The organism is Clostridium sp., assembly GCF_050717515.1.
Classification (GTDB): Bacteria; Bacillota; Clostridia; order Clostridiales; family Clostridiaceae; genus Clostridium_AD.
In genome coordinates this window covers 152,181-166,266 of record NZ_JBOITL010000024.1, presented here as the reverse complement: position 1 = coordinate 166,266, position 14,086 = coordinate 152,181, and the positions used below count along the sequence as shown (strand labels likewise).

General features: G+C 31.9%; 13 protein-coding genes. 8 read left to right on the top strand and 5 right to left on the bottom strand.

Annotation, left to right across the window (positions count from 1 at the left end; genetic code table 11):
- Positions 1-45: 45 nt before the first annotated feature.
- Both ACREV6_RS09465 and ACREV6_RS09460 read right to left on the bottom strand, forming a co-directional pair.
- The gene (locus tag ACREV6_RS09465) at positions 46-2,451 is read right to left on the bottom strand and encodes a phosphodiester glycosidase family protein (protein WP_431577768.1); all 2,406 of its coding nucleotides are present in this window, start codon (positions 2,449-2,451) and stop codon (positions 46-48) included.
- Between the two features lie 109 nt (positions 2,452-2,560).
- A complete protein-coding gene (locus ACREV6_RS09460; protein ID WP_431577767.1) occupies positions 2,561-3,067 on the bottom strand; it encodes a gamma carbonic anhydrase family protein in 507 nt (168 codons plus the stop codon).
- Positions 3,068-3,443: 376 nt separating this feature from the next.
- Here ACREV6_RS09460 and ACREV6_RS09455 point away from each other — a divergent pair, with 376 nt between their 5' ends.
- The gene (locus tag ACREV6_RS09455) at positions 3,444-6,470 is read left to right on the top strand and encodes a vitamin B12-dependent ribonucleotide reductase (RefSeq protein WP_431577766.1); all 3,027 of its coding nucleotides are present in this window, start codon (positions 3,444-3,446) and stop codon (positions 6,468-6,470) included.
- Positions 6,471-6,584: 114 nt separating this feature from the next.
- Here the strand turns inward: ACREV6_RS09455 and ACREV6_RS09450 are convergent, their stop codons facing one another.
- Positions 6,585-6,956, bottom strand: a complete 372-nt coding sequence (locus ACREV6_RS09450; RefSeq protein ID WP_431577765.1) for a hypothetical protein — start codon at positions 6,954-6,956, stop codon at positions 6,585-6,587.
- Positions 6,957-7,260: 304 nt separating this feature from the next.
- Between ACREV6_RS09450 and ACREV6_RS09445 the strand changes: the two genes are divergently transcribed.
- The 5 genes from ACREV6_RS09445 to ACREV6_RS09425 all read left to right on the top strand — a co-directional run bounded on the left by ACREV6_RS09445 (position 7,261) and on the right by ACREV6_RS09425 (position 10,595).
- Positions 7,261-8,115: a Rossmann-like and DUF2520 domain-containing protein gene (locus ACREV6_RS09445; RefSeq protein ID WP_431577764.1), complete on the top strand. Its 855-nt coding sequence runs from the start codon at positions 7,261-7,263 to the stop codon at positions 8,113-8,115.
- Positions 8,116-8,943 carry a 3-methyl-2-oxobutanoate hydroxymethyltransferase gene (gene panB / locus ACREV6_RS09440; RefSeq protein ID WP_431577763.1) on the top strand — a complete coding sequence of 276 codons (828 nt, stop codon included), beginning with the start codon at positions 8,116-8,118 and terminating at the stop codon, positions 8,941-8,943.
- Positions 8,944-9,014: 71 nt separating this feature from the next.
- Positions 9,015-9,863 carry a pantoate--beta-alanine ligase gene (gene panC, locus ACREV6_RS09435; RefSeq protein WP_431577762.1) on the top strand — a complete coding sequence of 283 codons (849 nt, stop codon included), beginning with the start codon at positions 9,015-9,017 and terminating at the stop codon, positions 9,861-9,863.
- Between the two features lie 46 nt (positions 9,864-9,909).
- Positions 9,910-10,293: an aspartate 1-decarboxylase gene (gene panD, locus ACREV6_RS09430; RefSeq protein WP_431577761.1), complete on the top strand. Its 384-nt coding sequence runs from the start codon at positions 9,910-9,912 to the stop codon at positions 10,291-10,293.
- 80 nt (positions 10,294-10,373) lie between these two features.
- Positions 10,374-10,595 carry a DUF378 domain-containing protein gene (locus ACREV6_RS09425; protein ID WP_431577760.1) on the top strand — a complete coding sequence of 74 codons (222 nt, stop codon included), beginning with the start codon at positions 10,374-10,376 and terminating at the stop codon, positions 10,593-10,595.
- Positions 10,596-10,707: 112 nt separating this feature from the next.
- On the opposite strand, the gene ACREV6_RS09420 is transcribed toward ACREV6_RS09425, so the two are convergent.
- Positions 10,708-11,148, bottom strand: coding sequence for a hypothetical protein (locus tag ACREV6_RS09420; RefSeq protein WP_431577759.1), 441 nt, complete (start codon positions 11,146-11,148; stop codon positions 10,708-10,710).
- A 59-nt stretch (positions 11,149-11,207) separates the two neighbouring features.
- On the opposite strand from ACREV6_RS09420, the gene ACREV6_RS09415 reads away from it, so the two are divergent.
- Both ACREV6_RS09415 and ACREV6_RS09410 read left to right on the top strand, forming a co-directional pair.
- Positions 11,208-11,516, top strand: coding sequence for a hypothetical protein (locus tag ACREV6_RS09415; protein ID WP_431577758.1), 309 nt, complete (start codon positions 11,208-11,210; stop codon positions 11,514-11,516).
- A gap of 164 nt (positions 11,517-11,680) precedes the next feature.
- Entirely contained in the window at positions 11,681-13,129 is a 1,449-nt protein-coding gene (locus ACREV6_RS09410; protein WP_431577757.1) for an NADP-dependent glyceraldehyde-3-phosphate dehydrogenase, read from the top strand.
- 57 nt (positions 13,130-13,186) lie between these two features.
- On the opposite strand, the gene ACREV6_RS09405 is transcribed toward ACREV6_RS09410, so the two are convergent.
- On the bottom strand, positions 13,187-13,915 hold the full coding sequence (locus tag ACREV6_RS09405; protein WP_431577756.1) for a lysophospholipid acyltransferase family protein: 729 nt from the start codon (positions 13,913-13,915) through the stop codon (positions 13,187-13,189).
- Positions 13,916-14,086: the final 171 nt, after the last annotated feature.

The window sequence follows — 14,086 nt, the reverse complement described above, 5'->3', positions numbered from 1 at the left end:
AATAGTTGTTAACCGTCCCCGCACTTTTTCACTTTTTTAGTTTAATTAGTTGTTAACCGTCCCCACACTTTTCTCCTTGTCAACGTACATAAATCTTATATAATCAAAATAAATATTACCTTTATAATGTAAAGTCTTATCAGTTTCTACCATATATATTTTTTTAAGAGTTATTGGTAGTGGCAGATTTTCTGGAATTTCTGCATAAACATTTTTCCATTCATCTTTCCAATTTACTGATTTTGCAAAATCTACAATGGTTTCCTTCCCATTTCCATCTATTATGCTAGCCCTAAGCCATGGAGCTATGCCATTACCATATACTTGCATGCCTATTTTCACAGGTCTTGTTTTAGATATATACCTACTAGTAATATCCTCGCCCTTGCTATTAACCCCTGTAGGAATGAAATCTATTGTTCCATTATATTTTCTTGCCCACTTTTCATCATAATTGTATGATATTTTATAGCTTTTATTACCATTTGATGACTTCTCAGAGGATATTTTTGAAGTTCCACCTACAAAGCCACCTACCCTGTACATGGCTTCATCATTGTGCTCAAAGTCTTCTATAAGTACAATAGACTTTGCCCCTTCTATCTTAACAGAAGCTTTTTTACCTCCCGCTTCTACTATTACATCACCTATCACCTCTTTAGCTTTGGCTTTAACTTTCAATAACCCATTTTTATCAATTTCCAAAGCATTGCCTGTCACAGACCATTTTGCCGCTTTATTATCAATTAAAACATTTTCACCTTTTTCATTGGTAGCTTTTACAGAAAATTGATAAGTGTCCCCCGGGTTTAATAAAATAGTATCTTTATCCGTTATACTTAAGGAAGCTAATGAATCTACCACAGTAACCTTTGTACTTCCTGTGATTCCATCTAAAGAAGCTTTTACTTCTCCAATTGATGATTTACTCCCAGCTAGAAACTCACCCTTAGAGGTAACTTGTCCAACTTTTCCTTGAGTAGACCATATAACCTTTTTGTCTAAAAAATTCATTGGATGTAAATTAGTATCAACTCCTTTGATACTAAAATTGTAAGCTGAATTTATATATATAAGTATATTTTCTTTCAAACTAATATCACTTGTTGTATTAGTTACAGGAGCTTTGTTAGTAAATAAAATAGCATTAGTTACCGCTCTTTCCGAATAATCAGATGGAGTATTTACTATGGTACTCGTATTATCTGCATAATGTTGTACATTCATCTGGGCCGACCCACCACCATCAAAATTCAAAGCAGTTGTTACACCTAATTGCAACATTAAACTCGCCATTTCTGGTAAAGTAGCACCATCACTAAATGTGGATGAGGCTCCTCCACCTCCAACTGTTAATGCAACAACCTTATTATCCTCAGTTATTCCAATAGCTGTTCTAGCTTTTCTAGAGGTTACAAGGTATTTGTCTACAACATCACTTACCATGGTTTCCTCTGATATTGTTTTCCCATCTTTAACCAGATAATTATATCCTCCCATGGCACTTACTATATCTTTTTTGCTAAATCCTAAGTTAAACTTCACCTTATTTCCTATTTTCAAATTATCTTTTACCCAATTTGCTTTTGTACCATTTGATGCAATAACTATGCCATCTCTCGGAATAGTTACTTCTTTGCTACCAACTTCTATGCTCTCAATTACTCCTGTGAACTGCTTGTCCAATAAAATAGGTCCCTGTATTCCTCTAATGATTGTGAACACTTCACTTGGAGCATAATCTGACTGTTTTATTTTTCGCTCTAGACTATAATCAGGTGTAAGTAACATTAGACTGTTTTTCGCGCTGTACTTATTTACTTGAAATTCATCAAATCTATTAAAACTATCTATAAGCACACTTTGTTGCTCTATATTATTTAATCCAGGTTCATCCAATGCAAGCCTACCATTAAAGCTCATGTTTTCTATAAAGACCTTATTATTTTTATCTATACCGAATATTGGATATCTACTTTCATCTGACTTGCAAGTATATCCTACCAAAGGTTTACCATCTTTAATTTGAGGTCCTACACTTGCGCCTATAATCATATTGAAAAAATCACCATTGATTCCTCCTACCACACTGTTATTTTTAGATTTTTCTTGTCCAATTTGTTTTGATACCGTATCTTTTGCTAGCACTACATCCTTTGCTTTAGAAAATATAAGACCCACATCAGGGTTATTCAGATCTGCCTTAATAATATTTAGAGTCTGCTTTAGTTGTATATCATTTTTATCTTTATCATAATAGTTTATCTTTTGCTCTATATAATGTACCCCATTGGCAATTTTTTCTTCCATAATAATTAAATCATCCTTCTGTGTTGTAGCATAAGCATTCGCAGCAGAAAAAATGCAAATGTTCCACACTAAACCAAAAGACATTAACAAGGAAATTAATCTTTTTTTCTTCTTTTCATTTCCAACTCTTATAAACTTCAAAATTTACGCCCCCCATATACCTTAATTTACCTTATAGTATTCTACAAAAAAATACAGTAACCTTCTAGTAAATAAAACTTTACAGAATGGTTACCATATTTTACTGCATTTATTCTATAATATATTTCTTTGACATCTCTACATAATGCTCCGCAGATTTTTTTAAACTTTCTTTTTCTTCTATGGTTAGTTCTCGAATTACCCTTGCCGGTACTCCCATACAAAGAACACCAGAAGGTATTTTCTTCCCTTGAGTAACTAAGCTGCCAGCACCGATTATAGTATATTCTCCTATTTCAGCTCCATTTAATATAGTACTTCCCATGCCAATTAAAGTATTACTTGAAATTTTACAACCATGTATTATAGCATTATGTCCTATAGTTACATAATCTCCAATATTAACTGATAAATCTTCATCAGTATGCACCGTACAATTGTCTTGAACATTTGTATAAGCACCTATAGATATATAATCCATATCTCCTCTTAATACAGCTCCAAACCAAATATTACTGTACTGTCCTATAAATACATTTCCTATTATATCTGCACTGCTCGCAATAAAAGAATTCTTGTGTACAGTAGGTATTTGTCCATCAAATTGATGTATCATAAGTTTCTAATCACCTCTTCTAAAATAATAAATTCATTTCTATTATACTCGATATTATATGAATTTATCTATTATTGATCATATTGTTGGTTAATAGTTCATGTTGATTTATATACTTTTTTATTATATAATAGCATTTGATTTTCATATTATTTTAATATATAATACCATATATGGTGATGAGTTTCTTTGTCCTCACTACATATTGTATATTATACTGTTTTAGCACATAATATCAAGTTAAACAATTAAGAGTGCTTTCTAGCTTAGCAACATCAAGCATAGGTGAATGCATTTTACATAATTTAAATTTATTTTTAAATTTAAATAAAATAATAGGAGGTGAATATACTAGCTTTTTTAGGCTAGTATACTTATGGCGGAAATAAAAAGTTTAATTAAAAGATTTTATACAAGTGCATTAGAAAAAGATAAAAATGTTACTGTTTATGATTTATTTCAGTGGAAAAAGGTAGATGTTTTTCTAAAGGATCATAAAACAAACAAAGTACTTTTAGATATGAAGGATTTAGAATTTCCAGAGCATTACTCGCAAAACTCTTGCGATATTATAGCTTCAAAATATTTTAGAAAATCTGGTGTTCCTACTAAGCAAGGCTATGAGAATAGTATGAAAATGGTAGCTCATAGACTTGTTAATTTTTGGTGTGAATCCTTAGCCGACGGAACAATTATTAAAACTGACGATGAAAAAAGCATTCTTTATGATGAATTAGTATATGCTTTTTTAAATCAAATGTTTGCTCCAAATTCTCCTCAATGGTTTAATACCGGACTTAACCTATCTTATGGTATAAAGGGTGGAACCTTAGATAATTTTTATTATGATGAAAGTAAAAAAATGATTGTTAAAAGCGAGGATGCTTATACAAGGACTCAAGCTTCAGCCTGTTTCATTCTCTCAATTGAAGATAAATTACTTGGCAAGCACTCAATATCTGAGCAGTATGTAACAGAAACAAAATTATTTAAAGGTGGTTCTGGTACCGGAACTAACTTCTCTAGCATAAGAGGTCGCGGTGAAAGATTATCTAGTGGTGGAGTTTCTTCAGGCCTAATGAGTTTTTTAAAAGGCCTTGATAGAAATGCAGGAGCAATAAAATCTGGTGGAACTACAAGACGTGCTGCTAAAATGCTATGTCTTGATATTGACCATCCGGAAATAATGGAATTTATGACTTGGAAAGCTAAAGAAGAAGATAAGGTACGTGCCCTTACCAAAATGGGTTATGACGGCAGCTTTGAAGGAGAGGCTTATGAGACTGTCTCTGGCCAAAACGGAAACAATTCCATAAGATTCTCAGATGAATTCATGATGAAGGTGGATGACCTTTCAAAAAATCCTAAGCAGACTATTACTCTTAAAGGAAGAGCTGACAGCTCAGTTAATAAAGATATAAGGGTTAAAGAACTATGGGATACCTTTAATAAAGCTGCTTGGCTATGTGCAGATCCAGCTCCTCAGTTTGATGATACCTTTAATGCATGGCACACTTGTCCAGCTGGAGAAGATGGATCAGTTAATGCAAAGCATAATAGAATTAATTCAACTAATCCTTGTGGAGAATATGCATTTTTAGATGATACTTCCTGTAATTTAGCCTCTATTAATATTTATAAATTCTATGACAGCAAAACTAAAAAATTAGATATAGATGGCTATGTTCATTTAATAGGACTTACTCAATTAATTCTTGAAGCTTCCATACATTGGGGTCAATTTCCTACAGAAGATATAGCAAGGAAAACACACTTGTTTAGAAGCACAGGACTTGGAATTGCAAACCTAGCTTCACTACTTATGGTAATGGGATACGCCTATGACTCAGAAGATGCTAGAAATTTAGCTTCCTCGCTAACTGGAATAATGACAGCGCAGTCTTATTATGTTTCATCCCTTATGGCAAAAGAACTAGCTCCTTTTGAAAAATATGAAATTAACAAAACATATATGCAACTAGTTATAAGGAATCACGCTAGAGCAGCTGGAGCTCTAGATACTAAATTTGAAAATTTAAATTATGAGCCTGTAAAAGTTAATCACTCTCTTTTAAAAGGAAATTCTCTTGGGTATATAAGTGAAACCTTAAAAAGTTGCTTCACAAAAGCATTACTTAGTGGTGAAAAATATGGTTTTAGAAATGCTCAAGTTACAGTTATAGCTCCTACTGGTACTATTTCCTTTGCAATGGATTGTGGTGCAACATCCATAGAACCATATTTCAGCCATTTTATTTATAAAAAATTATCTGGTGGCGGTTATATGACCATGGTTAACCCAGTAATTAAAGCTTCCTTAACTAACCTGGGATATTCTCAAATCCAAACAAATGATATTTTAGACTATATTCTAAGAAAAGAAAAAGTTGATGAAAACGGCTTTAAGTATGAAAAAATTATTGATGGAAAAATAGAGGGTGCTCCACATTTAAAACCTGAACATTTACCTATTTTTGATACAGCAAACAAGTGTGGTAGTGGAAAGAGATATATCCCATTTATGGGACATGTTCTCATGATGGCAGCAATAACTCCAATGATATCAGGTTCTATATCAAAGACTGTAAACTTACCTAAAAATGCCACTATTGAAGATTTTAAAGAAGTAATACTTAATTCTTGGAAATTAGGTGTAAAAGGCATAGCTTTATATAGAGATGGTTCAAAGGCAAGTCAGCCTTTAAACACTACCTTATCTCAAGATAAAGAACTATCCCTTGAAGATTTATCCTATGCGGATCTTTTAAAGAAAGCAAAGGCGCAAGAGGAGATTTCCAATCATTCTACAAGAGAAAAACCAATTGGAATCCGTTATGGCACTACTCATCCTGCTCAAATTGATGATGTAAAAATCTATACTACAGTAAATAGGCGTTCAGATGGAGAAATCTCTGAAATATATATAACTACAGATAGAGAAGGTACTATTATTACCGGACTACTAAATTCTCTTTCAAAGTCAATTTCAGTAATGCTTCAGTATCACGTACCTGCAGAAGATATTTCTAAAATGCTTCGGGGACAAAAATTCGAACCTTATGGTTTTGTACAAAAACATCCTTATATTAAATCTGTTTCTTCTATATCTGATTTAATTAGCAAAATAATTGATATAGAACTAGGTGACTATACAAGATGTCAAATTAAACCTGAAAATTACGGAAACGCTGATATACCTAAAAACCCACTAATGCCAGATGAAAATGAAATTTCAGCTAGCTTAGTAGAATCTGAAAATGTACCTAGTTTCAAAAATACTGAAAAACCTAAAGGGGAAAGGTTATACTCTGAAACCTGCTCTCATTGTTCAAGTACTAAACTTGTTAAAAGCGGTACTTGCAAGGTTTGCCTCGATTGCGGAACAACTACAGGGTGTAGCTAAACAGTAGAAACCCCGGGGAAAACCTAGTAAAAACAACGGGGACAGTTAACAACTAATTCACCTAACACAAAAAAGGAGTATAAATTTCAATGTGAAATTTATACTCCTTTTTTACTATTTTTTATTGTTTTTAACTCTATTTGGTTTAGCCTTAGGCCTCATTATAATGTCATCCTTCTTGTCTTTTTTAGTATTACTACCTGTATAATTTGTTGGAGTAGCAGTTCTCTTTTTAATAAAGCCTGACAAATCCATAAACCATAAAAATAAAAATACAAACAATCCTGGTATTACATAGTTAGCTACATATTTGGGCATAGCAGGCCATATTAGCATAGGCACCACAAATAATGTTATAGCTAATCCAAGTATTACCCACTTGTTAACTTTTATCTTATATAGTACATAAGCTTTTAAAAGACTATATACCACAAGAACAACAATTGAAAATGCCACGATGCTAAGTATTGTCATAAAGGTACTCATTTTATCCCCTCTTTTCTATAATTTACATAAAAATAAACGTATACTATACATTATCAAACATTTTTCAATATATATCAATAGCTTATGCATTATTTTATATATTTATATTTGTATTCAGAAAAAAATTATGATAAAATATTTGTGGGTAGTATCGGACACGAACTGCACCTAATTGTTTAACATATTATTAAAATAGTTTAGTTTGTTTATTCTGCTCATATCTTTATGAATGAGACAGCTATACAGGAGTCTCCCATCCTCAATCTGAGGTACTTTTATACTGTATTACATTGGAGGCGATATTATGGTTATCGGCTTTATTGGTTGTGGAAAGGTAGGTTTTTCCCTTGGAAAATATTTTTCTTTAAAAGGAATAACACTATCTGGATACTATAGTAAATTTTATAAAGATGCTATAGAAGCATCTGAGTTTACTAGCTCAAAAGCTTATGAAAACATTAATGATTTGGTCCAGGATAGTTCAATGATTTTTATTACTACTCCTGATGATTCCATTCATGAAGTTTTGCAGAAATTATCAACTTTAAACTTAACAAATAAAATAATATGTCATACTAGTGGTTCTTTAACCTCTAGCATTTTTTTAGATATAAACAATTCAGATGCATTCGCATATTCAATTCACCCTATTTTCCCATTTTCCGATAAATATAATTCCTATAAAAACTTACAAAATGCTCATTTTTCAATAGAAGGACCAGAGTATTATATACATGAACTTAAAGATTTTATTCGGTCTTTAGGTAATAAATCTTTTACTATTAATAAAGAGGATAAGGCACTTTACCACTTAGCTAACGTCACAGTATCAAATTTAGTATTATCTTTAATTAATACCGGGTGCAGTTACCTAAGCCAATGTGGTATTAGTGAAAATGATGCGCTACAGGCATTATTGCCCTTGATCCAAAATAATATTGATAATATAAAAACCAAAGGCTTTATAAGTGCTTTAACTGGTCCTATTGAAAGAAATGATTTAAACACAGTAAAACAACATATGGGGGCCGCGCCCATAGGGGATATTCAAATTTATAAAAATCTATCATTAAAGCTACTAGCCTTATCAGAAAAAAAACATATTGATAAAGACTATAATAAGCTTAAAGAATATTTAATAATGCAGGAGGATAATTAAGTGAAAAATTCTGTTTCAACATTTATATCCGCAAAAAAATCTGGTGAAAAATTAACAATGCTCACAGCTTATGATTATTCCATGGCGAAACTAATTGACCAATGTGGTGTTAATGGAATTTTAGTAGGGGATTCCTTAGGCATGGTTTGTCTTGGCTACAAGGACACCTTAAGCGTAACTATGGAAGACATGTTACATCATACTAAGGCTGTCACTCGAGGCACCACAAATGCCCTTGTAGTTTCAGATATGCCTTTTATGTCCTATCAAACTTCACTATATGATGCAGTTAAAAATGCAGGAAGATTTGTTCAAGAAGCTGGAGCTGAGGCCATAAAACTGGAAGGTGGCGCTATAGTTTGCCCACAAATTCAAGCTATAGTGAATGCTCAGATTCCTGTTATGGGTCATATAGGGCTAACTCCTCAATCTGTTAATATGTTTGGAGGCTTTAAAGTCCAAGGTAAAAATATTGTTGATGCGAAAAAGCTTATAGAAGATGCAAAAAAAATAGAGGCTGCAGGCGCCTTTGCTATTGTACTTGAATGTATACCCTCAAAACTCGCAGATATAATATCAAAGGAAATATCCATACCAACTATTGGAATAGGTGCTGGTGGTGGCTGTGACGGTCAAATTTTAGTATATCAAGATATGCTTAATATGTTCTCAGATTTCAAACCTAAGTTTGTAAAAACCTTTGCTAATGTTGGAGATATCATGAGAGATGGATTTAAATCATATATTAAAGAGGTTAGTGAAGGAACTTTCCCTAGCCAAGAACACTGTTTTAAAATAGATGATGAAATTTTAAAAAAATTATACTAATTAACATTAGAAAGGAAGTGAAATGGACAAAGTAAGCTGCATTTAATCACAACTTGTTTTGTCCCCCAAAAATGAATACTGTAAAAACTATTATAGAAGTTAGAAGTCAAGTGAAAGCTTGGAAAAAAGAAGGCTACAGCATTGCCTTAGTTCCTACCATGGGATATTTACATGAGGGGCATGCAAGTCTTATAAAACGCGCTGCAAGTGAAAATGAAAAAATTGTAGTAAGTATATTTGTAAATCCTATTCAGTTTGGTCCTAAAGAAGATCTGGCTTCTTACCCAAAGGATTTAGCTAGAGATACAATTCTATGTGAAGATGCTGGAGCACATTTAATCTTTGCTCCAGAAGTTTCAGAAATGTATTACGGGGACGGTTTAACAAATGTCTCAGTAAATGGCCTTACAAATGGCTTATGTGGAGCTAAAAGGCCTGGCCATTTCGACGGCGTATGCACTGTAGTTTCAAAGCTCTTTAATATAGTTTCACCTGATAAAGCTTATTTTGGTGAAAAAGATGCTCAGCAGTTAGCTGTAATAAAAAGAATGGTTCACGACTTGAATTTCCCTATAGAAATTATTGGGTGCCCTATTGTACGTGAAAAAGATGGCCTTGCAAAAAGCTCTCGTAATAATTATTTATCCTCAAAAGAAAGACAAGCAGCTTTGATTTTAAACAAAAGCTTAACTAAAGGTAAAGAGCTGTTATCAACCGGTGAAAACTCTGCTAAGCTTTTAAAAGAAATCATAAAAAATGGACTTAAAAGCGAAGTTTTAGCTAAAATAGATTATATAGAAGTTGTAGATGCTCTGTCCCTTACTACTATAGAAATCATTGATAAACCTATTCTTGTTGCCATAGCTGTATATATTGGAAAAACAAGATTAATAGATAATTTTATATGGCAAGCAGAATAAAAAAGACTAATAAGAAAATCAGGAATCATAACAGGGGGGGTAACAATTGATAATAACTATGTTAAAATCCAAAATACACAGAGCTGTTATTACAGAAGCTAAATTAAACTATGTTGGAAGTATAACTATAGATAAATTACTAATGGACAATGCAAATATTCTAGAATATGAAAAAGTTCAAATCGTTGATATCGATAATGGAGAAAGATTTGAAACTTATGCTATTGCTGGAGAGCCTGGCAGTGGAGTTATGTGTATAAATGGCGCAGCTGCAAGATGTGTTCAGCCTGGAGACAAAATAATAATTATGACTTATTGCCTAATAAGCGAAGAAAAAGCTAGAAAATTCAAACCTATAGTAGTCTTTGTTGAAGGCGACAATGTGATAAAAGAAGTCACCCACTATGAAATCCATGGTGAAATAAAATAATTTTTTTTATAATGCAGTAATAATTTTTAAAAAATTGTAAACACTAGTACTGAAAACTTATTAAAAAGGAGATGTATACGTTGAAAGCATTAGATACTACTGCACTCGTATTGGTTATTATAGGAGCTGTAAATTGGGGACTAATTGGATTTTTCCGATTTGACCTAGTATCAAGCTTATTTGGTACTGGTACAGCATTTACTAGAATTATATTTGCTCTAGTAGGTATAGCTGGTCTTTATTCTTTATCCTTATTAGGAAGAGACAGAGATACAGACAGAGATAGAACTGAAGTTAAATAACTATTCTAACATAATAAAAAAGAAGTTGAAGTTTAAAATTCAACTTCTTTTTTATTAAAATAAATTCTATAAACCTACTTTAAATCATCATCTGAAATATCGTTAAAACTTTTCAAATAAATCTTAACTGAACCAAAGCAGTTTTATCCCAAACTCTTATTACAATTAAGCTATAGGAATCTTTTTTGTCTATATCTTGTATAATCTTTAAAAATTTTTCATCTACCATCATTAATCTAATACCTGTTTTGCTCTGAAATTCATAACCCTTTGAACCTTTTACTATAAATAGATTATCCCAAGGCTGAGGCATATATTCACTAAAACATATCTCGAAAATCAACCCTTCTTTTTGTAGTAATCTTATTAGACTATTATATTCATCATGTAACACATCATTGCTACACTTTAATTTCTGTATATCAGACTTACTATGATCTAGTAAATTATTTTGCTGCATTATTTCTAATTCATATTGGACTTTTTTAAGGTCTAGCTTCTTAGTTTTATTTTTAATTATCTCTAAATAATAGTTGTTGCTATTTTTATCCATTAATTTTACCTTGCCTTTCCTAGTATTCTTTAGGTAGAATATAATTGAGGTGATTATATATGAATAAATTTATAGATTGGATTATTTCCAATTTAAAATATATACATGATAAAAATAAATTATTCCTAATTCAATTTTATAATAAAATAAACCTTTTAATCAATAATAATTTTACTTTAAACAAAATGTATAAACCAATTATTAGTGAGAAAATGGACACAAACAAGAAACTACAAAACACATTAAAGGTTTTAAATAATGAAAATAATGAAGCTCAAAATAATATATTAAAACTTAAAAATCAAAATGCATTACTACAATCTAAAATATCTATAATCCAAGACCTCATAACTAAACGGCACAACTAATCATCACTCTGTTGTTGTAATATCATTACAGTGCTCTAAAATAATAATATACTTATCTTTGGTTAATACTATAATGGAACACAAACAAACAAATTGCAAGCAAGTATTCTTGTTATTTGTTTGTTTCTGCCTAACATAACAATTTTAAAGCGGGGTGATTCATATTGTTCCATAGTATGTGCCAAGATAAAAATTATAAAAATTTATTTAATGGTGAATGGGTTACGTCTAATAATACCATAGATATTTTCTCTCCTGTTGACAATAGTTTAGTAGGTAAAATCCCAGCTATGAGCAAAGAGGAAGCTAATCTAGTTATTGCAAATTCAAAAGTTTCTCAAAAAATTTGGGCTAATATGGCCCTTAGCTCTCGCGGGGAAGTTTTGCATAAAGCGGCTACTTTAATCCAAGAAAATGTTGATTATCTGTCTCACATCATGCAAGTGGAAATTGCTAAAGACAAGCATTCCTGCATTGCTGAGATAAAAAGGACTGCGGATTTCATTAGATTTACTGCTGATGCTGGTAAACATTTAGAAGGGGAAACCATAGGTGCAGATAATTTCCCTGGTTTTAAGAAAAATAAAATATCCTTTGTCACTAAAGTACCAGTTGGCGTTGTGCTTGCAATCTCCCCTTTTAATTATCCTATTAATCTTTCTGCATCTAAAATCGCCCCAGCCCTCATTGGTGGAAATAGTGTAATTTTAAAGCCTTCCACACAAGGATCTATAAGTGCACTCCATCTGGCTGCAATTTTTCATGAAGCCGGTGTTCCACATGGAGTTTTAAACACAATAACAGGAAGAGGCTCCGAAATAGGTGATTATTTAGTAACCCACAAGGATATTAATTTTATAAACTTTACTGGAAGTACGCAGGTAGGAAAACATATAGCTGTAATTGCTGGCATGGTACCTATGATTATGGAACTTGGTGGCAAAGATGCTGCTATAATACTTTGCGATGCTGATATTGAAAGTGCTGGAAAAGATATCGTTGCTGGAGCCTTTAGCTATTCTGGCCAAAGATGCACCGCAGTTAAAAGAGTTTTAGTTTTAAATGATGTTGCCGATAACCTCACACGCGAATTAATGAAAAATATCAAATTGCTAAAAGTTGGAAATCCTGAAGATGATTGTGATATAACTCCACTCATAGATAATAAAGCTGCAGACTACGTTCAAGAACTTATAGATGATGCAATAAGTCATGGGGCTACACTATTATGTGGAAATAAACGAAATAATAATTTAGTTTACCCAACCTTATTTGATAATGTAACTACGGATATGAGGCTCGCTTGGGAGGAACCCTTTGGCCCAGTGCTCCCAGTTATTAGAGTTAAAAATATTGAGGAAGCTATAAATATAGCTAACAGATCTGAATATGGTCTTCAAACTTCTGTTTATACTAAAAATATAGATGATGCCTTTAATATTGCAAATCGCCTGGAGGTAGGTACCGTTCAAATTAATAATAAACCTGAAAGAGGCCCTGACCATTTCCCTTTCACAGGAACAAAATCCTCCGGCATGGGTACTCAAGGCATAAAATATAGTATTGAGGCTATGACCAGATCAAAAGCTACAGTTTTACTCATAAATCCATAGAATAATTTAAAGAAGCAGCTAAGCCGCACCGAGGTGATGACTAAACTGCTTCTTTTCTTATTTTTTTTCATTTTCCATATTTATATTTGCCTGGATTATATTTTTTACGATTTCTGACATTTCAGCTTTTTCTTCCTTTGACATTTTATCCATATATATAGGTTTATCTATAATAAGCTTAGCATTTGCTTTTTTAATTTTTCCATTATTACCTTCCATGGCTTTATAAGTATCATAAAAGGTTATAGGAACAATTGGTACCCCAGCCTTTATTGCAAGCCTCATACTACCTTTCTTAAATTCACCTACATTATTACTTCTACTTCTAGTGCCTTCCGGAAAAATAATCATAGAATATCCATTCTTTAAATTTTCTACCCCTTCTGAAATCGCCTTCAAAGCCTCTCTTGGATTTTCTCTATCCATAAATACAGAATGGATTTGCTTCATCCAGTAGCTCATTACTGGTATTTTTTCCATTTCTTTTTTGGCAACTGCGCCTGTGAGTCTATTCATGTTAGATAATATTACTGGTGTATCAAAATTACTTTGATGATTTCCCACAAAAACACAAGGTTCATTTGGTATATTCTCTTTTCCTATAACAGTTAAATGCAAACCTGCAATCTTAAGTACAAAATTAGACCACTCATCAACCACCTTAGCTAAATAAGCATCCACCTCTTCTGTAGTTTTATGCTTTTTTATGCTATTAAGTTTTATTTTCTTAAAAGCTTTCCCAATAAAATCAATAATAAAGCGTAAATAAAAATATACCGTTCTCATATGCTTATTCCTTTCATTTTAAGATTAAATTACAATTACATTTATAATTATACTATTTAATAGGCCTTATTTCAAATTTTTCCACAGGATAATAGTTAATAAGAAATCAATGATTTTTTTAGATATTGATATTTTTTTATTTAAATGGGTAAAATTCTTTATGTACTTTAA

Excerpts from the sequence above, each read along its gene's own strand:
- ACREV6_RS09460 (WP_431577767.1), bottom strand. The coding sequence starts at position 3,067 with ATGATACATCAATTTGATGGACAAATACCTACTGTACACAAGAATTCT.
- ACREV6_RS09455 (WP_431577766.1), top strand. The coding sequence starts at position 3,444 with ATGGCGGAAATAAAAAGTTTAATTAAAAGATTTTATACAAGTGCATTA.
- ACREV6_RS09450 (WP_431577765.1), bottom strand. The coding sequence starts at position 6,956 with ATGAGTACCTTTATGACAATACTTAGCATCGTGGCATTTTCAATTGTT.
- ACREV6_RS09445 (WP_431577764.1), top strand. The coding sequence starts at position 7,261 with ATGGTTATCGGCTTTATTGGTTGTGGAAAGGTAGGTTTTTCCCTTGGA.
- panC (WP_431577762.1), top strand. The coding sequence starts at position 9,015 with ATGAATACTGTAAAAACTATTATAGAAGTTAGAAGTCAAGTGAAAGCT.
- ACREV6_RS09420 (WP_431577759.1), bottom strand. The coding sequence starts at position 11,148 with ATGGATAAAAATAGCAACAACTATTATTTAGAGATAATTAAAAATAAA.
- ACREV6_RS09415 (WP_431577758.1), top strand. The coding sequence starts at position 11,208 with ATGAATAAATTTATAGATTGGATTATTTCCAATTTAAAATATATACAT.
- ACREV6_RS09405 (WP_431577756.1), bottom strand. The coding sequence starts at position 13,915 with ATGAGAACGGTATATTTTTATTTACGCTTTATTATTGATTTTATTGGG.